This window comes from Pseudonocardia sp. D17, from assembly GCF_036984265.1.
Lineage (GTDB): Bacteria > Actinomycetota > Actinomycetes > Mycobacteriales > Pseudonocardiaceae > Pseudonocardia > Pseudonocardia benzenivorans.
The window spans coordinates 15,136-34,117 of sequence record NZ_BPRG01000101.1 but is presented as its reverse complement, the minus strand read 5'-3'; the positions used below and the strand labels follow the sequence as shown (position 1 = coordinate 34,117).

Genomic DNA, 18,982 nt, shown 5'->3' with positions numbered 1-18,982 from the left:
CGTCCGCGCGGGTGGTCAGGCGACGCGCAGCAGCGTCAGGTCCGCGTCGACGTCGAGGGTCCGGGCCACGATCAGCCGGCCTGCGGGCACCCCCGCCGCACACCGGTCGACGACCATCCGGGCCCGGACCCGGGTCACGCCGCGGCCCGACTCGACGGCGGCGACCTCGACAGCAGTGGGTGTCTCGACGTCGCGCACCCGCAGCGTGCCGGGCGCCGTCGTCGTCCCGTCGGCGAGCTCGCCGGTCCAGGTCAGCTCCGGGAAGGTGGCGGCGTCGAGGAACCGGTGGCCGCGGACGTCGGCGTCACGGCGCCGGTTGCCGGTGGTGAACGACCCGGCGTCGGCGACGACACGTACCCGCGCGACGCCGTCGGTGACCACGGCCTCCCCGTCGAGCACGGCGAACGTGCCGGTGACCGTGACCATGCCGAACTCCCGGACCCGGAACGCGAGCGTGCTGCGCGTCGGTGCGATCCGGTGCCGGCCGGGGGCGACCCCGCGCACCCCCGAGCCGTCGTGGACCGTCGGTGCCGGGCGCGCGGTCACGACGACACCTCGAAGATCTCGACGTGGTCGGGGCCCGGGAGCAGGGCCGGGTCCTCGCCCGGCAGCAGCTCCATCGTCGTGATCCGGCGGAAGCCGCTCTCCAGTGCCGGTTGGTCGACGGTCATGACGACCACGACCTTGCGGCGGCGTTCGGGCTGCCACAGCCGCAGCACCCGGACGGTGCTCGTGGCGTGGGCGGCCATCTCCGGTCCGATCCGGTCCCGCTCCGCCCGGTCCGCCGCCTGCTTGACCGCGGGGGACATCGGCCCGGTGAACGTCACCACCGAGGCGATCGCGGCCTTCCCACCCGCCGGGCCGACGACGTCGTCGGCCTCGACGACGTAGGCCTCGGCGCCGGGGTCGCCCGCGGCGTCGTGCAGCCGCAGGACGACCTCGCGCGGTCCGGCGATCTGGCGCAGCGCGATCTCCTCGGCGGCCGGCGCCGGGGACGTCGCGGCGGGCGGGAGCATGGTGGCGAACATCGGCGACCTCCGGAGCGGTGGTGGACGGGGCCCTCGCCCCGCCGTCGGGAGCCACCGTCGCGCGGTCCGAGGCGATGCGGATCCGTGCCGCTACGGACGTCGCTACCGAACCGGCCCGTGCTCGGCCACCCACCCCGCCACCTGGGCCCGCCGGGCGAGGCCGAGCTTGCCCAGCACGTTGGCGACGTGCGACTCGACCGTCCGCTCGGACAGGACGAGCCGGCCGGCGATCTCGCGGTTCGTCCGGCCCTCGGCCAGCAGCGTGGTGATCTCGCGCTCGCGGGGGGTGAGCCCGGTGCGGTCCTGACGGGCCCGCCGGATCGTGACGAGGACGCCGTCGGCCAGGCACAGCTCCTCGGGCATGCCCAGCCGCCGGGCCGTCGCCGCGGCCCGCTCCGCATGCCCCGCCGCGGCGTCGAGCCTCGCGAGGTCGAGCCGCGCGGGGTCCTGGACGAGCAGGCCGGCCAGCGCGATCTCCGACATGGTCCGGTAGGGGAGCGCGCCCGCCCTGTCCTCGGCGACGACGGCGGCCTCGAGGTGGCGGATCGCCTCGTCGCGCGACCCGGCGGCGGCCGTCGCGACGCCGAGGACGCGGGAGACCGATCCGTCGCAGCGCACGGACCCCGAGCCACCCGCGATGAAGTAGCCCGCGTACGGCGCCAGCAGCCGGGCGCACACCGCCGCGACGTCGGTGTCGCCGAGGTCGGCGCCGAGCTGGGCGGTCGACGCGACGGTCGGGAGCCAACGTCCGTCGTGAGGGAGGTCCTCGAGCACCGGTCGCAGCCGGTCGAGCCAGTACCGGGCGCCGACGGTGTCGCCGACGGCGGCGAGCATGGAACCGGCGTGCGCCTGGAAGATCGGCATCGTTCCCGCGTGCCGGGCCGCGTCCTCGAGCGCGGGCACGAGCTCGCCGGCCCGTCCCTGCAGCCGGTGCAGCTCGGTGCGGAACGCGGTGTCGATCGCGACCGCGCTGCGGTCCTCGGTCCGGCGCGCCCAGTCCAGCGCGGTGTCGGCGGCCTCCTCGGCCTCGACGAATCGGCCCTGCAGCAGCGCGACGGCCGCGGTCATCCGGTGCCGGTGCCAGTGCGCCAGCGGCCAGCCGAGCTGCTCGGCGAGCACCGCCAGCCGGGCCAGCTCGCCGTCGACGGTCTCGATCGTCCCGAGCTGGAGGGCCGCGTCGATACGCCAGATCGAGCCCCACAGCCCGGCGTCGGCCGGGTGCGTGAGCCCGGCCATCCGACGGGCGATCTCGAGCCGCTCGGCGACGCCGTCGGGGCCGCTGGCGGCATGCTGGCGCGCCCGCAGCGCGTCGAAGAGGGCCAGCCCGTCGCCGCTGCGCTCGGCGAGCCGGAACGCCTCGGCCGGGTCGTCGCCGAGCTCGTCGAACCCGAGGACGTCGGCGGCGGCCAGCGCGCGCTGCGCGAGGACGCGGGCGCGCGTGGCGTCGTCGTCGGGGGTGTGGGCGGCGAGCGCGGACAGGGCGCGTCCGGCCAGCTCGAGGACCGTCGTGTTGACCGGCCCGCCCAGTCCCCTGACGACGAGGCTCGCCCGGGCGAGCACCGCCGCACGGGCCGGGCCGTCGAGCCCCGCGGCGAGGTCGGCCGCGGTCGTGCACCGGTGGTTCGCCGCCTCGGCGAGCCCCGCGGCGAACTCGGCCTCCGCGGCGGCCAGCAGCAGGGCGCACCGGTCGGCGTCGGCGACGCCGGGCAGCGCGAGCGCGGCGTCGAGGACCGCCGCGGCGCGGTCGGGGACGGCCCGGGAGCCGGCCGCGGCCGCGAGGCACGCCCGGACCGCGGCGGCCCGGGACGGCTCGTCGGTCGCCGATGCGAGCAGGTGCGTCACCGGCTCCCCGGGCATGGTGCCCGCGGCGACGGCGGCGGCCGCCGCCCGGTGCACCGCGACCCGGCGACCGGCGGGCAGCCCGGCGTAGACGGCGTCGCGCAACAGCGCGTGCGGGAAGGCGTGCCGGTCGGGTGCCGGTCCGCTCGCGACGAGCAGCCCGGCCCCGGCGGCCTCGTCCAGGGCGGCCAGCGCGTCGTCGGCACCGAGCCCGCACAGCGCGGCGAGCTCGGCACAGCCCACGGCGTCGCCGGCGACGGCGGCCGCCCCGACGGCCTCGCGGGCGGTGGGGGAGAGCCGCGAGAGCCGCTCGGCGGTGATGTCGGCGAGACTCGCGGGGATCCCGAGCGGCCAGCCGGGCCGGGCGGGCGGGCTGTCGGCGAGACCGGCCGCGCGGAGCGTCGCGACGAGCTCGCGGACGTGCAGCGGGACCCCGCCCGACAGCTCCAGCAGCACCGGCCGCCACCCGGGGTGTACGTCGGCGGCGACCGCGGCGATCTCGGCGCCGCTCCACGTCCGCAGGTCGAGCCGGCGAGCCCCGGCCCGGTCGAGCGCGACGAGACCGGCCCGCAGTGCGGGCGGCCGTTCGGTGCTGCGGTAGGTGCCGACGGCGAGCACGCCGGGGCGCCCGGTGACGTGGGCGAGCAACGCGAGGGTGGCCTCGTCGGCCCAGTGCAGGTCCTCCAGGACGACGACGGTCCCGCCGGGCCGGTCCTGCAGGCCGCGGGCGACGGTCTCGAAGGCGCGCAACCGCTGCCCGCGCAGCGCGGCGACGTCGCCGTCGGCCTCGGGGAGCGCGGCGAGGACGTCGTGCTCGGGGCGGCCGTGCAGCACCTGCCACCACGGCCACAACGGGGGCGTCCCGATGTCGGGCCCGGTCCGCCCGGTGAGGACGACCGTCCCGGCCTCGCGGGCCCAGCCCGCGACGGCGCCGGCGAGCGTCGTCTTGCCGATGCCCGGCTCGCCCGCGAGCAGCACGGTGGTGCCGATGCCGGCCCGGCAGTCGTCGAGCGCGGCCCTCAGCGCGGCGGTCTCGGACTCCCGGCCCACGAGCGGCACGCCCGGAAGTGTGGCAGGTGTCCGATCCGTTCACGACGGGCCGCGGCGGCCGGCCCTACCGTCGGCTCCCATGAGCATCTGCGCACGTCTGGACGTCGTCGGCATCGTCACCGCGGACATGGCCGCCGCGCTGGCCTTCTACCGGCTGCTCGGGGTCGCCGTCCCCGACGGCGCCGACGCCGAGCCGCACGTCGAGGTGGCCCTGCCCGGGGGCGTGCGGCTGGCGTTCGACTCCGAGGCGACGATCCGTTCGTTCCATCCCGGCTGGGTTGCCCCCGCGTCGGGTGGTGGCCGGATCGGCCTGGCGTTCCTGCTCGACGACCCGGCCGCCGTCGACGCCGCCTACGCCGAGCTCACCGCAGCGGGGCACCGCGGGGAGCTGGCGCCGTTCGACGCGTTCTGGGGGCAGCGCTACGCCACCGTGCTCGACCCCGACGGCAACGGCGTCGACCTGTTCGCGCCGCTACCGACGGTCGGCTGACCCCCGGCGCCGGGAGTCCCGGCCCGGCAGCCGGGCCGTCCGCGGAGTCACCGGCGGAGTCACCGGCGCGGTGTGGGGTCCCCGGTCAGGGAGTCCGCCGCAACGCGCCGACGGTCGTGCCCGCGAGGTCGCGCACCTCGCGGTGCAGGTGCGGCTGGTCGGCGTAGCCCGCCGTGGCCGCCACGTCCGCGGGCGCCCGCCCCGCCGCCAGGAGGGCGACGGCGGCGCGGAAGCGCAGCACGCGGCGCAACGTCGCGAGCCCGTAGCCGAACGCGGCCCCGGCGCGGCGGTGCAGGGTGCGGACGGTCCACCCCAGGGCCTCGGCGGTGTCGGCGACCGAGCGGCCGGCGGCGATGTGCCGGGCGGCGACGCGGACGGCCGGGTCGGGGGCACCGCGGTCGGCCCGGAGATCGCGGGTGAGCCGGGCCAGCGCGCTCAGCGGGTCGGTCCCGGCCGCGACCCGCTCCGTCGTCCTGCGTGCCGCGAGCGGGTTGAGCTCGGTGAGCGGCACCCGCTGGTCGCGCAGCGCGGTGGCCGGTACGCCGAGCAGGGTGGGCGCGACCCCGGGGCGCAGGCGCAACCCTGCGGTGGCGGAGCCGGGGGAGCGGGTGACGGCGTGGGCGGCGGTGTCGGGCCCGGCGACGACGACGCACCCGTCGAGCCACACGAGGTCCATGCACCCGTCGGGCAGCACCGTGCCCGACGAGACCGCGGCGTCGGCGGGCACGTCGACCCGCCAGCCGCACTCGACCCCCGGACGCAGCGACGGCGGCGCCGGGACCTCGCGGTATCCGGTCACCTCACGACCGTAGCGGCCGGCACCGACACCGGCCGGCGCGTCGGGGGGGTGCGGAGCAGGGATCCGCGGCGACCGGACTTGACCCTCGCATGATGTATCTACAACATTGGAGCGGTGAGCAGCTCGTCGATCGAGGAGATCGTGCAGGACTGTCTGGCGGTCCGCGTCCGCCTGATCGCGCGGGCCGTCACGGCGCTCTACGACGGGGCGCTCGACGGCCACGGCGTGACCATCGCCCAGCTCAACCTCTTGGCCGCGCTCGGCCGGATCGGCCCCTGCCCGCCCGCGACGCTCGGCGCGACGTTGCAGCTGGAGCGGTCCACGGTCAGCAGGAACCTGGGCCTCCTCATGCGGCACGGCTGGATCGAGGCCTGCTCGTCGGACGCGAAGGGCGTCCGTGAGGTCGCGATCACCCCGGCGGGCCGCGCCAAGATCGAGTCCGTGGTCCCCGCGTGGCGGCGCGCCCAGGAGCAGGCTGCGGAGCTGCTCGGGACGGCCGGCGTCCTGGCGATGCAGGAGATGGCGGCCGACCTGGGATACCCGCCGACCCGCTGACCCGCCGGGCGACAGCGGCGCACCGAGTCCTGCGCGCCGACCCGACGTCGCACGCACATGTTGTATATACACCAAGGCTGAGCTGATGATCACAACGTTCGCGGACAAAGTGGTTCTGGTGACGGGAGCATCGCGCGGGATCGGCCGGGCCGTCGCCCTCGCGTTCGCCCGGGAGGGCGCCACGCGCGTGCTCGCGGCCCGCTCGGCGGAAGGGCTCGCCCAGGTGGAGAGCGAGGTGCGCGCTCTCGGCGGCGAGGTGCTGTCGGTGCCGACCGACGTCACCGATCCCGCCGCGGTGGCAGCGCTGGTCGACTCCGCACTGAGCCGCTTCGGCGGCGTCGACGTGCTGGTGAACAACGCCGGGATCGGGCGGGTCGGCGGCGTCGAGGACCCCGCCTTCGGCGACGACGTCCGACAGACGCTGCAGGCGAGCCTGTTCGGGATGATCGACCTCACGCGGCGCGTCCTGCCGAGCCTGCGGCGACGCGGGGGCACCGTGGTCACCATGTCGTCGGTGATGGGCCGCAAGGCTTTCGCGCGCTTCGGCTCGTACGCGATCGTGATGCACGCGGTCTCGGCGTATTCCGACAGCCTCCGCCAGGAGGTCGCCGGCGACGGCGTCCGGGTGTCGGTGATCCATCCGGCACTGACCGCCACGGACCTGCTGCGGGACGTTCCCGAGGCGGACCTGCCGGTCTCGTTCCGGCACATGACCCCGCTGCCGGCCGAGACCGTGGGGAACGCCGTGGTGGCGGCGGTGCGACACCGACGGCGACGGGTCGTGCTGCCACGGCGGGCGAACACGCTGCTGCTGGGCGAGGCGCTGTCGCCGCGGATCGGCGACGCGATCGCCAGGGCGCTCACGGTGCGGCCGGTCGCTGCTCTCCTCCGGATGAGCCGCGGAACGACCTACCACGAGACCGTGCTCGGGCAGCCGGCTCCGTAGCCGGGGATCCGGGGGCGAGACAGCGACGGCGGCGCCGGCCGCTCGCGGTCTCCGGTCAGGTCATGACCGTCGCCGCTGGCACCGACACCGCCGGAGCGCTGTGGGGAGGGACGTACGTGCCGGCGAACCGGCGCCGGGGCCGAGGCCCCGCGGGGAGCCCGATCAGGCGTTGCGGAGCACGGCCTCGATCTCGAGGCTGATCTGCACCTTCTCACCGACGACCACGCCGCCGCCGTCGAGCGGCATCGAGATGTCGACGCCGAAGTCGTTGCGGTTGATCGTGGTGGTGGCGGTGAAGCCGGCGCGGGTGCCGCCGTAGGCGTCCGGACCGAAGCCGCCGACCTCGACGTCGAGGGTGACGGGCTTGGTGACGCCCTTGATGGTCAGGTCGCCGTCGACGAGCAGGCCCTCTCCGCCGGCACGCACCGCGGTGGAGCGGAAGGTCCACTGCGGGTGGGCGTCGGTCTCGAAGAAGTCGGCGGAGCGGATGTGCGCGTCGCGCTGCTCCTGGTTGGTGTCGATGGAGGTGGCGTCGATGGTGACGGAGACGCTGGAGGACTCGAGGGTCTCGCCCGTGGTGATCTCGCCGGTGAAGGCGCCGAAGCGGCCCTTGACCTTGCTGACCATCATGTGGCGGACGCTGAACGAGATGTCCGAGTGGGCGGTGTCGATGTCCCAGACACCCGCGATGTAACCGGGGATCTGAGTGGTGGCGGCGGTCATGTCGTCCTCCGTAAGATTGGTTGAGCGCTCATCTGTTGAGAGCTACGCTAGTCCTCATCAGTTGATGGTTCAACCATAGAGGGAGTGACGTGGAGCACACACGCTGGCTCGACGACGACGAGCAACGGACCTGGCGTGCGTTCCTGTCCGCGACCCGCCTGGTGTTCGACCGCGTCGAGCGCCAGATGTCGCAGGACTCCGGGATGCCGCAGACCTACTACGAGCTGCTCGTCCGGCTGTCGGAGGCACCGGGCCGGACCCTGCGGATGAGCACGCTCGCCGACAACGCCCTGTCCTCGCGCAGCCGGCTCTCGCACGCGGTCGCCCGGCTGGAGGAGAACGGCTGGGTGCGCCGCTCGACCTGCGCGACCGACCGGCGCGGCGCCTTCGCCGAGCTCACCGACGAGGGCATGGCCGCGCTGGAGGCCGCGGCGCCCGGGCACGTCGAGACCGTCCGGGCCACCGTCTTCGACCCGCTCACCCGTGCCCAGCAGCACGCACTGCGGGAGGCGAGCGAGGCGCTGGTCGCGGCCCTGGCCCCGGGCCGGTGGCCGATGTCGGGCGACACGGGCGCGGTGCAGGCCCGGGCGCCGGAGCAGACCGCACCGGAGCAGGCGTGACGACCTCCGCTCCCGGCTACCGGGTGGTGTCGCGAGGGTCTCGCCATCGCCCGGCGGTGTCCGCACCGGCCGCGTCATAGGGTGGACGCCATGGCAGACACCCATGTCGACGTCCTCGTCCTCGGCGCCGGTCCCGGCGGTTACGTCGCAGCGATCCGGGCCGCGCAGCTCGGCCGCAGCGTCGCCGTCGTGGAGGACCGCTACTGGGGCGGCGTCTGCCTGAACGTCGGCTGCATCCCGTCGAAGGCGTTGCTGCGCAACGCCGAGCTCGCCCACATCCTCACCCACGAGAAGAAGACGTTCGGCATCTCCGGGGACGTCTCGCTCGACTACGGCGTCGCGTTCGACCGCTCCCGCGTCGTGGCCGACGGCCGCGTCAAGGGCGTGCACTTCCTGATGAAGAAGAACAAGATCACCGAGATCGACGGGCGCGGCACGTTCGTCGACGGGCACACCGTCGAGGTCACCCTCAACGACGGCGGGACGCAGACCGTCACCTTCGACGACGTCATCATCGCCGTCGGCACCGAGACCCGGCTGCTGCCCGGCACGTCGCTGTCGGACAAGGTCGTCACGTACGAGGAGCACATCGTCACGCGCGACCTGCCGCGCAGCGTGATCATCGCCGGGGCCGGCGCGATCGGGGTCGAGTTCGCCTACGTCATGGCCAACTACGGGGTCGACGTGACGATCGTCGAGTACCTCGACCGGCTGCTCCCGCTCGAGGACGCCGAGGTGTCCAAGGAGCTGGCCAAGCACTACCGCAAGCTCGGCGTCACCGTCCTGACCTCGACGAAGGTCGAGTCGATCGACGACTCCGGCGCCCAGGTGAGCGTCCGGGTCTCCGACGCGAAGGGCGAGCGCGAGCTCGTCGCCGACAAGGTCGTGCAGGCGATCGGGTTCAAGCCGCGCACCGAGGGCTACGGCCTGGAGAAGCTGGGCGTGCAGCTCACCGAGCGCGGTGCGATCGCCGTCGACGACTTCATGCGCACCAACGTCGAGCACGTCTACGCGATCGGCGACGTCACCGCGAAGCTGATGCTCGCGCACGTCGCGGAGGCCCAGGGCGTCGTCGCCGCCGAGACCATCGCGGGCGCCGAGACGATGGAGCTCGACTACGTCATGATGCCGCGGGCCACCTTCTGCCAGCCGCAGGTCGCGAGCTTCGGCTGGACCGAGGCGCAGGCCCGCGAGCTGGCCGACGAGAAGGGCTGGAAGGTCGTCGTCGCCAAGTTCCCGTTCACGGCGAACGGCAAGGCCCAGGGCCTGGGTGACGCGTCGGGCTTCGTCAAGCTGATCGCCGACGAGACCCACGGCGAGCTGCTCGGCGGGCACCTCATCGGCCCCGAGGTCACCGAGCTGCTCCCGGAGCTGACGCTGGCGCAGCGCTGGGACCTCACCTCGCACGAGCTCGCCCGCAACGTGCACGCCCACCCGACGCTGTCGGAGGCGCTGCAGGAAGCGATCCACGGCCTGGTCGGCCACATGATCAACTTCTGACCCACGGACCGGCTCGCCGGCCCAGCCACGTCTCGACGAGCACCCGGCTGTCGGGCGCGAACGGCCAGCCCGGATCGGCCAGCCGCGCCCGCAGCTCGGACAGGGGCATCCACCAGCCCGCGCTGACCTCCGACGGCTGGTGCACGACCGGGCCGTCCCAGCGCGCCTCGAACGCGAACAGGTGCGTCCGCAGCCCCTCGGGACCGCCCAGCCCCGGACCGGGTCCGGACTCCCAGGACGCCGACACCAACGGTGTCAGCGGCACGTCGCGGACACCGAGCTCCTCGCCGAGCTCGCGGACGGCCGTACCCTCCGGCGTCTCGCCCGGACCGACGATGCCACCGGCGATGCAGTCGTGCATCCCCGGCATGACGAGCTTGGCCTCGGACCGGCGGTGGACGTAGACCCGGGCGCCGTCCCCGCTGCGCAGCACGACCCCGGCACTGGCGTGCCACAGCGACCTCGCGTAGACCTCACCGCGGACGGCGACCCCGACCTGGTGCCCGGCGGCGTCGTAGAGCGCGATGAGCTCGGCGGCGGGGTCGTCGGCAGGCACGTCGCCGAGTCTCGCAGGGCCGCGTGTGCCGCTCACCGCCCCCGGCACCCCGCGCACGCGGGATAGGCTCGTCACATGCACTCTCGTGTCGTCGCCGGGGCCGGTTCGTGACAGCCCGCCGCATCATGGGCACGGAGGTCGAGTACGGGATCTCCGTCCCGGGTGACCCGACCGCCAACCCCGTCATCACGTCCACGCAGGTCGTCCTCGCCTACGCCGCCGCACAGGACATCCCCCGCTCGCGCCGCGCCCGCTGGGACTACGAGGTCGAGTCGCCGCTGCGCGACGCGCGCGGGTTCGACCTGTCGGCGCCCACGCTGGCCCCGCAGAACGACTCCGAGCTCGACGACCTCGGCGCCGCCAACGTCATCCTCACCAACGGCGCCCGGCTCTACGTCGACCACGCGCACCCCGAGTTCTCCACGCCCGAGGTCACCACCCCGCGCGACGTCGTGGTGTGGGACAAGGCGGGGGAGCGGGTCATGGAGGAGGCGGCGATGCGCGCGGCCACCGTGCCCGGCGCCCCGCGGATCCAGCTGTACAAGAACAACATCGACGGCAAGGGCGCCAGCTACGGCACCCACGAGAACTACCTGATGTCGCGGCAGACGACGTTCCCGTCGATCGTGTCCGGCCTCACGCCGTTCTTCGTCTCGCGCCAGGTCGTGTGCGGGTCGGGCCGGGTGGGCATCGGCCCGTCGAGCGACGAGGTGGGCTACCAGCTCTCGCAGCGCGCCGACTACATCGAGGTCGAGGTCGGGCTGGAGACGACGCTCAAGCGCGGCATCATCAACACCCGCGACGAGCCGCACGCCGACGCCGACAAGTACCGCAGGCTGCACGTCATCATCGGCGACGCCAACATGAGCGAGTACTCCACGCTGCTCAAGGTCGGCACGACCGCGATCGTCCTCGACATGATCGAGAAGGGCGTGCGGTTCGACGACATGCGGCTCGCCGAGCCCGTCAAGGCGGTGCACCGGATCAGCCACGACCCGTCGCTGACCACCACCGTCGACCTGCTCGACGGCCGGAAGATGACCGGCCTGGACATCCAGCGCGTCTACTTCGACAAGGCCCGCGAGCACGTCGAGGCCCAGCAGGGCACCGACGTCGACCCGCACACCGCCGAGGTGCTGCAGCTGTGGGGCGTGGTCCTCGACGACCTGGCCCGCGACCCGATGAGCACCGCCGACCGGCTCGACTGGACGGCCAAGCTGCGGCTGCTGGAGGGCTACCGCGAGCGCGACGGCCTGGGCTGGAACGCCGGCCGGCTCGCGCTGGTCGACCTGCAGTACTCCGACGTGCGGATGGGCAAGGGCCTCTACAACCGGCTCGCCGCCCGCGGCTCGATCAAGCGGCTGGTCACCGAGGAGGAGATCACCGCGGCGATGCAGGCCCCGCCGGAGGACACCCGCGCCTACTTCCGGGGCCGCTGCCTCGAGCGCTACCCGGCCGAGGTGGCCGCGGCGTCGTGGGACTCGGTCATCTTCGACCTCGGCCGCGAGTCACTGGTCCGCATCCCGACGCTCGAGCCGCTGCGCGGCACCCGCCGGCACGTCGGCGAGCTGATCGACGGCTCGCGGACCGCCGAGGAGCTCGTCGAGGCCCTGACCCGCGGCTGACCGGGCGCCGGCAGGCCCGTCCCCCGACCCACCCGGAGGGTGGGACGCGCCGACCCGGCGCGGCCCGATCACGGGCGTGTCGGCGATCCGGTCGGTACTGTTGACGTACCGGACCCCGGTCCGGCGCAGCAGTTGGCGGCGTCCCCGGGACCCAGGCGCAAGGAGGAGACGGCCATGTCGCAGGAGCAGACCAAGCGTCAGGGCGGTGGCGGCGGAGACGACGAGGACGGCGCCGGCGCCGAAGCGGCGGGCCAGGAACGTCGCGAGAAGCTCGGCGAGGACGTCGACACCATCCTCGACGAGATCGACGACGTCCTGGAGGAGAACGCGGAGGAGTTCGTCCGCGCCTACGTCCAGAAGGGCGGCCAGTAGCCGCTCTCGTGGCCCCGGCCGGTGCGCGCCGGCCAGGCCGCGCGCAGTACCGTGCCGCCCGGTGGGCCGGTCAGTACAGGCCGGTTCGCCGGGCGGTGTGACGCCGCCACCGGGGCACACCCGCGGGGGACGTCACGATCAGGGACCGGGAGCCCGACGAGGGTTGCCGGCCGCACGAGGGAGAGGTACGCACCCGACCATGGACCACCGGTCGCCGTTCGACGCACGACACCCCGGCCTGCTCGACCCGTTCACCGCCCCGGCGACCGCGTCGTTCACCGACTACGTCGCCGCCACCGCGCCCCACCTGCTGCCCGGCCGGTCGACGCACGCGCAGGCGGCGGCGCACGGCGCCGCGGGCCTGGACGTCCCGCACGGCACCACGATCGTCGCACTCGTCTGCGCCGACGGCGTCGTCATCGCGGGCGACCGGCGCGCGACCGCGGGCAACGTCATCGCCCAGCGCGACATCGAGAAGGTCTTCGTCACCGACTCCTACTCGGCGGTCGGCATCGCCGGGTCGGCCGGTATCGCGCTGGAGATGGTGCGGCTGTTCACCGTCGACCTCGAGCACTACGAGAAGATCGAGGGCGTGCCGCTCTCGCTCGACGGCAAGGCCAACAAGCTCGCCGGGATGGTCCGGCAGAACCTCGGCGCCGCGATGCAGGGCTTCGTCGTCGTGCCGCTGTTCGTCGGCTACGACACCGACGCCCCGGACGCGTCGAAGGCCGGCCGCATCGTCACCTACGACCCCACCGGCGGCCGCTACGACGAGTGGCTCGGCTACCACTCGGTCGGCTCCGGGTCGGTCTTCGCGAAGTCGGCGCTGAAGAAGCTGCACGACCCCGCGAACGACCTGGCGACGACGATCCGCACGGCCGTCGAGGCGCTCTACGACGCCGCCGACGACGACACCGCCACCGGCGGCCCGGACATGGTGCGCCGCATCTACCCGATCGTCGTGAGCATCACCGCCGAGGGCGCCCAGCGGCGTTCCGAGGAGGAGATCGCCGGCGTCGTCGACCAGGTGATCGCGGGCCGCACGGAGAAGCCGGGCGGCTGACCGTGGCCCCCGCTTCGACGCCCACAGCCTCGACGCCCCCCGCTTCGACGCCCCCAGCCTCGACGCTCGCAGCCCTGTCTCCCGCCGGGGCCGCGCACGACCTCACGACCCTGGAGCGCTCCCCGTGACGATGCCGTTCTACTCCTCCGTCGACCAACTCCTGCGCGACCGCTCGGAGCTGGCGCGCAAGGGGATCGCCCGCGGGCGCAGCGTCGTCGTGCTGACCTACGCCGGCGGCGTGCTGTTCGTCGCGGAGAACCACTCGACCGCGCTGCACAAGGTCTCCGAGATCTACGACCGCATCGGCTTCGCCGCCGTCGGCCGCTACAACGAGTTCGAGAACCTGCGCACCGGCGGCATCCGCGCCGCCGACGTCCGCGGCTACTCCTACGACCGCCGCGACGTCACCGGCCGCTGGCTGGCCAACGTCTACGCGCAGACCCTCGGCACGATCTTCATCGAGCAGCAGAAGCCGTTCGAGGTCGAGCTGTGCGTCGCCGAGGTCGGTGAGGACACGGGGTCCGACCAGCTCTACCGCATCACCTACGACGGGTCGATCACCGACGAGCCGCGGTTCGTCGTGATGGGCGGTCAGACGGAGCCGATCAGCGCCAAGCTCGGCGAGACGTTCGAGCCGGGCCAGGAACTGGCCGACGCGATCGCCGTCGCCGTCGGCGGGTTGCAGGCCGTGGCCGCGCCGGGCAACGGCGCGGCCGCCGAGGAGCGCGTGCTCGGGGTCGGCGCGCTGGAGGTCGCCGTCCTCGACCGCGGCCGGCCGCGGCGTTCCTTCCGCCGGATCACCGGCAACGCGCTGCGCGAGCTGCTGCCCGCCGCCAACCGCGGGACCCAGGACGACGCGCCCGAGGTCGGCGGCGACGACGCCCCGGCCGCGTCCGGCGCCGAGCCCGACACGACCCCGGAGTCGTGACGTGCCCGCTCCCTTGACCTGAACCCGGGTCGAGGGAGCACGGTGGGGGCATGGCCGTCGAGCTGAACCACACGATCGTCCATGCGGGGGACCAGGACGCCGAGGCGGCGTTCGTCGCCGACGTGCTCGGGTTGCCCGCGCCGACCCGGTACGGGCCGTTCACCGTCGTCGCCGTCGCCAACGGTGTCAGCCTGGACTTCATGACCTCCGGCGAGACCACGGCACAGCACTACGCGTTCCTGATCAGCGAGCGCGAGTTCGACGACGTCGCCGCCCGGCTCGCCGCGGGCGGCGTCGCCACCTGGGCCGATCCGTGGCATCGCAGGCCCGGGCACAACACCGACCACGGCGGGCGCGGCATGTACTTCGACTCGCCGAGCGGGCACGTCCTCGAGGTCCTGACGGCGCCGTATGCCTGATCGCCCGTGAGCGGCGGGCACGGCGCCGCCGCTGGGGCCGCCGCTGGGCTCGCCGACCGTCAGGAAGGGCACTTTCCCGCAACTGGGTTGCGGGAAAGTGCCGTTCCTGCACGATCCGGGCCCACGAAGGATCCGGGCCCGCGCAGGGTCAGGAGTAGGTGCGCAGCTCCACGCCGTTGCCGTCGGGGTCGCGCAGGTAGATGCCCCGGCCCTGGCCGCGGGCACCGAACAGCGACCGCGGACCCTCGACGCCGTGCGCGGTCGCCAGCTCCGCGAGGCCGGCGCCCTCGACGACGAGCGCCATGTGGCCCATGTTCTCCCCGTCGCGCTCGCCGCGCTGCACGTCGACGATCGTGTCCGCGCTGACCCGCAGCGACGCGAACGGCACCTCGCCGCGCCGCCACTGCTCCAGCCGTAGGACCTCCAGCCCGAGCACGTCGCGGTACCAGGCGAGGAGCCGCTCGGGGTCGGGGGAGACGAGCACGACGTGGTCGAGGGCGGTGACGCGCACGCCGCTCACAGCACGATCCGCTCGTCCCCGGCGTAGACGTTGCACGTCTCGCCGCGCAGGAACCCGACGAGCGTCATGCCCGTCTCAAGGGCCAGCTCGACGGCCAGCGACGACGGCGCCGACACCGCCGTCATCATCGGCACCCCGGCCATCACCGCCTTCTGCACCAGCTCGAACGACGCCCGTCCCGACACCATCAGCACCGTCCCGGTCGCGGGGATGCGGCCGTCGAGCAGCGCACGCCCCAGCACCTTGTCGACGGCGTTGTGCCTACCGACGTCCTCCCGGGCCACGAGCAGCTCGCCGTCGGCGGTGAACAGGCCCGCGGCGTGCAGCCCACCGGTCGAGGAGAACACCTTCTGCGCCTCGCGCAGCGCGTCGGGCAGCGTGACGATCGTGCGGTAGTCGACGCGCACCGGGTCGGCGGCGGGGGGGAAGCGGGACTTCAGCTTCACCGCGTCGAGGGAGGCCTTCCCGCACACCCCGCACGACGACGTCGTGTAGAAGTTGCGCTCCAACGAGGTGTCCGGCGGTTCCACACCCGGCGCCAGCGCGACGTCGAGGACGTTGTAGGTGTTGCGGCCCTGGTCGTCGACCGAGTCGCAGTACCGCGCGGCCAGCAGGTCCTGCGGCGAACCGATCACGCCCTCGGTGAGCAGGAAGCCGTGCGCGAGCTCGACGTCGTGTCCCGGGGTGCGCATGGTGACCGACAACGGACTGCCGTCGACGCGGATCTCCAGCGGCTCCTCGGCGGCCAGCGCGTCCGGCCGGCGACGCTGCTGCCCGTCGGGCCCGATCCGCAGCACCGGTCGTCGCACCGTGACCCGACCCATGTCCACTCCCGTCCGGTGGACCTGCGCGGACCACCCACTGCCCAGCGTAGGAGCCCGCGGCCCGCCGTGTCGCGGCCGGTGATCGACCGGAGCTCGTACGGAGACTCCGGCCGGCGGCGCGCGAGCCCGGCACGCACGGCCACCGTCCCGGATCACCGCGCCGCACGCCCGCGAACGAGGACGGCGACACCGACTCCGGCGGCGCCGCCGCCTCGCTAGCATCGCCGCCCATGGGCATCGGCGGACCGGGGACCGCGCGGACCGCACGGACGGCGGGGATCGTGCTCGCGGGCGGACGGTCGTCGCGGATGGGGACGGCGAAGGCCGAGCTGGACTGGCACGGTGTCCCGCTGGTGGCCCGGGTCGCCGCGCTGGTGGCCCGGGGGGTCGGCGGGCCCGTCGTCGTGGTCCGCGCGCCGGCGCAGCCGCTGCCGCCGCTGCCCAGGCGGGTCGAGGTCGTCGAGGACCCCGTCGAGGGCCGCGGTCCGCTGCAGGGCATCGCCGTCGGGCTGGCGGCGCTCGCCGACCGCGCCGACGCCGCGTTCGTCACCGCCACCGACCTGCCGCTGCTGCACCCCGCCTACGTCCGCCGCGTGCTCGCGCTGCTCGGCGGGCCGGACGCGCCCGACGTCGTCGTCCCGCAGGTGCACGGCTTCCCCCAACCGCTCGCCGCCGCCTATCGCACCACGCTGTCGGCACTGGTCACGAGCCTGGTCGCCGACGGGGTGCTGCGCCCGCCCGACCTGTTCGAGCGTTGCCGCGTGCTCAGGCCCGACGAACCCGCGCTGCTCGCCGATCCGGTGCTCGCCCGGCTCGATCCCGATCTGGACTCGCTGCTCAACGTCAACACTCCGCAGGACTGGGCGGCGGCACTCGCCCGGCAGGCGCCGCGGGTCCCGGTCGCCGAGAGCGCAGCGGTACGCGCCCACACGCTGGGCGAGGCACGAGCCGCCCTGGCCGTCCGGGTGGGTACCGATGCGGCGGTCGTGCTCGCGGACGCGTGCCGGGCGAGCACCGCCGCCGACGACCCCGACACCCCGCTGGTCACCGGTGACGTCCTGGGCGTGCGGGCCGGACCCGGCCCGGCCCGCGTCGTCGCCGAGGACAAATCCGGCCGACCCGACTGACGACCGTCCGCTGCGGGCATATCGTTGAGGGGCCACCGTCGACCCGTGGAGGAACGATGCCTCGCCGTCCCCGTCACGTGCGGATCACCGAGCCCCTGGTGCGTGAGAACGGCGTACTGCGGCCGGCGACATGGGACGAAGCCCTCGACCGTGCCGCCGCCGGGTTCCGCGGCCGCACGCCCGACGAGTTCGGGATGTTCAGCTGCTCGAAGGCCACGAACGAGATGAACTACGCGGCCCAGAAGTTCGCCCGCGTGGTGATGGGCAGCAACAACGTCGACTCCTGCAACAGGACTTGACACGCTCCCAGCGTCGTCGGTCTGACGGCAGTCTTCGGTGCCGGCGGCGGCACCTCCGCCTACGTCGAGGCGGAACACGCCGACCTCCTCGTCCTGTGGGGCTCCAACGCGCGTGAGACCCACCCGATCTTCTTCCACCACGTCCTGCAGGGGCTGCGCAACGGCACCCGCCTGTACTCGGTCGACCCGCGGCGCACCTCCACCGCCCGCTGGGCCGACGGGTGGCTCGGGCTCGACGTCGGCACGGACATCGCGCTGGCCAACGCCATCGGCCGCGAGATCATCCACGCCGACCTGGTCAACCACGCGTTCATCGAGCGCGCGACCACGGGTTTCGACGACTACGCACGCACCGTCGAGCCGTACACGCTGGAGCGGGCCGAGCAGATCACCGGGGTCGACGCGGGGCTGATCCGCGAGCTCGCCCACGCCTACGCCCGCGCCGACCGCGCCCAGATCTGCTGGACGCTGGGCATCACCGAGCACCACAACGCCGCCGACTACGTGTTCGCGCTGATCAACCTCGCCCTGCTGACGGGCCACGTCGGCCGCTACGGCTCGGGGCTGGTACCGCTGCGCGGGCAGAACAACGTCCAGGGCGGCGGGGACATGGGCGCGATCCCGGCGAAGCTGCCCGGCGGCTACGACCTGGGCGACGAGACGGCCCGGGCCCGCTTCGAGGCCGCGTGGGGAGTGCCGGTCTCGCCGAAGCCCGGCATGCACCTGTCGCAGATGTTCGAGGCGATGGAGGCCGGCACCCTCCGGACGCTGTACTGCATCGGCGAGAACCCGGCCGAGTCCGAGGCCAACGCCGCGCACGCCCGGCACCTGCTCGAGTCGCTCGACCACCTGGTGGTGCAGGACATCTTCCGGACGGCGACGGCGGAGCTGGCCGACGTGGTGCTGCCCGCGGCGGCGGACTGGTGCGAGTACGAGGGCACCGTCACCAACAGCGAGCGGCGGGTGCAGCGGGTCCGCAAGGCGATCGACCCGCCCGGCCAGGCCCGCCCCGACACCCACATCATCTGCGCGATCGCCGACCGCCTCGGCCACGACTGGGGCGAGCCGACGGCCGAGCAGGTGTGGGACGAGCTGCGGTCGCTGTCGCTGGACTGGCACCACGGCATGAGCTACGCCCGGCTGGACGAGCACGGCGGGCTGCAGTGGCCGTGCCCGACCCTCGACCACCCCGGCACGCCGCTGATGCACGCCCGGCTGTGGTCGGACGACCCGGCTGAGCTGGGCAGGCCCGCTCCGTTCACCGCGGTCGAGCACGTGCCACCCGTGGACGCGCTCGACGAGGACTTCCCGATCCGGCTCACGACGGTCCGGTTGCTCGACGCCTACAACTCCGGAGTGCAGAGCGGCGGGTACTCCTCGCCGATGCGCCGCCGGGAGTCGCTGCGGATCGACCGGGAGGACGCCGCGCGCCTCGGCATCGCCGACGGCGAGCGGGTGCGCGTCGTGTCGCGACGCGGCGCGGTCGAGGCGCCGGTGGCGCTGGACCCGTCGCTGCGGCCCGGGCTGGCGTCGTTCACCCCGCACTTCTCCGAGGAGGTCGACACCAACGTGCTGACCAACGACGCCTGGGACCCCAAGTCCGGGACCTCGGAGTTCAAGGCGACCGCGATCCGGATCGAGAAGCTTGCGGACTCCGGGGAGCCGCGGCTGCCCGCCGCCGGCAGCTGAGTAAGGAGGC

General features: G+C 74.1%; 20 protein-coding genes. 12 read left to right on the top strand and 8 right to left on the bottom strand.

The window, feature by feature from the left end:
- Positions 1-15: 15 nt before the first annotated feature.
- From PSD17_RS17150 to PSD17_RS17140, 3 genes are all read right to left on the bottom strand, one after another.
- Positions 16-546 (bottom strand): YceI family protein, encoded by a 531-nt coding sequence (locus tag PSD17_RS17150; RefSeq protein ID WP_158703426.1) that lies wholly within the window; start codon positions 544-546, stop codon positions 16-18.
- Positions 543-1,028 carry a hypothetical protein gene (locus tag PSD17_RS17145; protein ID WP_013675427.1) on the bottom strand — a complete coding sequence of 162 codons (486 nt, stop codon included), beginning with the start codon at positions 1,026-1,028 and terminating at the stop codon, positions 543-545. The genes PSD17_RS17150 and PSD17_RS17145 overlap by 4 nt, the downstream gene beginning before the upstream one ends.
- A gap of 102 nt (positions 1,029-1,130) precedes the next feature.
- On the bottom strand, positions 1,131-3,926 hold the full coding sequence (locus tag PSD17_RS17140; protein WP_339123483.1) for an AAA family ATPase: 2,796 nt from the start codon (positions 3,924-3,926) through the stop codon (positions 1,131-1,133).
- 70 nt (positions 3,927-3,996) lie between these two features.
- Between PSD17_RS17140 and PSD17_RS17135 the strand changes: the two genes are divergently transcribed.
- The gene (locus tag PSD17_RS17135; protein WP_339123481.1) at positions 3,997-4,407 is read left to right on the top strand and encodes a VOC family protein; all 411 of its coding nucleotides are present in this window, start codon (positions 3,997-3,999) and stop codon (positions 4,405-4,407) included.
- Positions 4,408-4,492: 85 nt separating this feature from the next.
- Here PSD17_RS17135 and PSD17_RS17130 read toward each other — a convergent pair whose 3' ends face one another.
- Positions 4,493-5,206, bottom strand: coding sequence for an AraC family transcriptional regulator (locus tag PSD17_RS17130; protein WP_339123479.1), 714 nt, complete (start codon positions 5,204-5,206; stop codon positions 4,493-4,495).
- Positions 5,207-5,320: 114 nt separating this feature from the next.
- Between PSD17_RS17130 and PSD17_RS17125 the strand changes: the two genes are divergently transcribed.
- Both PSD17_RS17125 and PSD17_RS17120 read left to right on the top strand, forming a co-directional pair.
- Positions 5,321-5,761, top strand: a complete 441-nt coding sequence (locus PSD17_RS17125) for a MarR family winged helix-turn-helix transcriptional regulator (protein ID WP_339123478.1) — start codon at positions 5,321-5,323, stop codon at positions 5,759-5,761.
- 118 nt (positions 5,762-5,879) lie between these two features.
- Positions 5,880-6,707 carry an SDR family oxidoreductase gene (locus PSD17_RS17120; RefSeq protein ID WP_339123477.1) on the top strand — a complete coding sequence of 276 codons (828 nt, stop codon included), beginning with the start codon at positions 5,880-5,882 and terminating at the stop codon, positions 6,705-6,707.
- A gap of 162 nt (positions 6,708-6,869) precedes the next feature.
- Here the strand turns inward: PSD17_RS17120 and PSD17_RS17115 are convergent, their stop codons facing one another.
- On the bottom strand, positions 6,870-7,430 hold the full coding sequence (locus PSD17_RS17115) for a YceI family protein (protein WP_339123475.1): 561 nt from the start codon (positions 7,428-7,430) through the stop codon (positions 6,870-6,872).
- A gap of 89 nt (positions 7,431-7,519) precedes the next feature.
- On the opposite strand from PSD17_RS17115, the gene PSD17_RS17110 reads away from it, so the two are divergent.
- Together PSD17_RS17110 and lpdA are read left to right on the top strand one after the other, a co-directional pair.
- The gene (locus PSD17_RS17110) at positions 7,520-8,050 is read left to right on the top strand and encodes a MarR family winged helix-turn-helix transcriptional regulator (protein ID WP_339123473.1); all 531 of its coding nucleotides are present in this window, start codon (positions 7,520-7,522) and stop codon (positions 8,048-8,050) included.
- 90 nt (positions 8,051-8,140) lie between these two features.
- A complete protein-coding gene (gene lpdA / locus PSD17_RS17105) occupies positions 8,141-9,550 on the top strand; it encodes a dihydrolipoyl dehydrogenase (protein WP_339123471.1) in 1,410 nt (469 codons plus the stop codon).
- Here lpdA and PSD17_RS17100 read toward each other — a convergent pair.
- Entirely contained in the window at positions 9,540-10,106 is a 567-nt protein-coding gene (locus PSD17_RS17100; RefSeq protein WP_339123469.1) for an NUDIX domain-containing protein, read from the bottom strand. The genes lpdA and PSD17_RS17100 overlap by 11 nt on opposite strands.
- A 125-nt stretch (positions 10,107-10,231) precedes the next feature.
- Between PSD17_RS17100 and dop the strand changes: the two genes are divergently transcribed.
- The 5 genes from dop (at position 10,232) to PSD17_RS17075 (ending at position 14,513) form a co-directional block, all read left to right on the top strand.
- On the top strand, positions 10,232-11,731 hold the full coding sequence (gene dop, locus PSD17_RS17095) for a depupylase/deamidase Dop (RefSeq protein WP_013675417.1): 1,500 nt from the start codon (positions 10,232-10,234) through the stop codon (positions 11,729-11,731).
- 174 nt (positions 11,732-11,905) lie between these two features.
- Complete coding sequence (locus PSD17_RS17090; protein ID WP_013675416.1) at positions 11,906-12,103, top strand: ubiquitin-like protein Pup; 198 nt, start codon at positions 11,906-11,908, stop codon at positions 12,101-12,103.
- Between the two features lie 199 nt (positions 12,104-12,302).
- A complete protein-coding gene (gene prcB / locus PSD17_RS17085; RefSeq protein WP_199796625.1) occupies positions 12,303-13,166 on the top strand; it encodes a proteasome subunit beta in 864 nt (287 codons plus the stop codon).
- 124 nt (positions 13,167-13,290) lie between these two features.
- Positions 13,291-14,094 carry a proteasome subunit alpha gene (prcA, locus tag PSD17_RS17080; protein ID WP_013675414.1) on the top strand — a complete coding sequence of 268 codons (804 nt, stop codon included), beginning with the start codon at positions 13,291-13,293 and terminating at the stop codon, positions 14,092-14,094.
- 50 nt (positions 14,095-14,144) lie between these two features.
- The gene (locus PSD17_RS17075; RefSeq protein ID WP_339123464.1) at positions 14,145-14,513 is read left to right on the top strand and encodes a VOC family protein; all 369 of its coding nucleotides are present in this window, start codon (positions 14,145-14,147) and stop codon (positions 14,511-14,513) included.
- Positions 14,514-14,661: 148 nt separating this feature from the next.
- Here PSD17_RS17075 and PSD17_RS17070 read toward each other — a convergent pair whose 3' ends face one another.
- Both PSD17_RS17070 and fdhD read right to left on the bottom strand, forming a co-directional pair.
- Positions 14,662-15,033 carry a VOC family protein gene (locus PSD17_RS17070; protein WP_339123462.1) on the bottom strand — a complete coding sequence of 124 codons (372 nt, stop codon included), beginning with the start codon at positions 15,031-15,033 and terminating at the stop codon, positions 14,662-14,664.
- On the bottom strand, positions 15,030-15,857 hold the full coding sequence (gene fdhD / locus PSD17_RS17065) for a formate dehydrogenase accessory sulfurtransferase FdhD (RefSeq protein ID WP_013675411.1): 828 nt from the start codon (positions 15,855-15,857) through the stop codon (positions 15,030-15,032). Before fdhD ends, PSD17_RS17070 begins: the two co-directional genes overlap by 4 nt.
- A 230-nt stretch (positions 15,858-16,087) precedes the next feature.
- Between fdhD and mobA the strand changes: the two genes are divergently transcribed.
- Positions 16,088-16,984: a molybdenum cofactor guanylyltransferase gene (mobA, locus tag PSD17_RS17060; RefSeq protein ID WP_013675410.1), complete on the top strand. Its 897-nt coding sequence runs from the start codon at positions 16,088-16,090 to the stop codon at positions 16,982-16,984.
- Positions 16,985-17,040: 56 nt separating this feature from the next.
- Positions 17,041-18,972, top strand: a complete 1,932-nt coding sequence (locus PSD17_RS17055; protein ID WP_103382047.1) for a molybdopterin oxidoreductase family protein — start codon at positions 17,041-17,043, stop codon at positions 18,970-18,972.
- Positions 18,973-18,982: the final 10 nt, after the last annotated feature.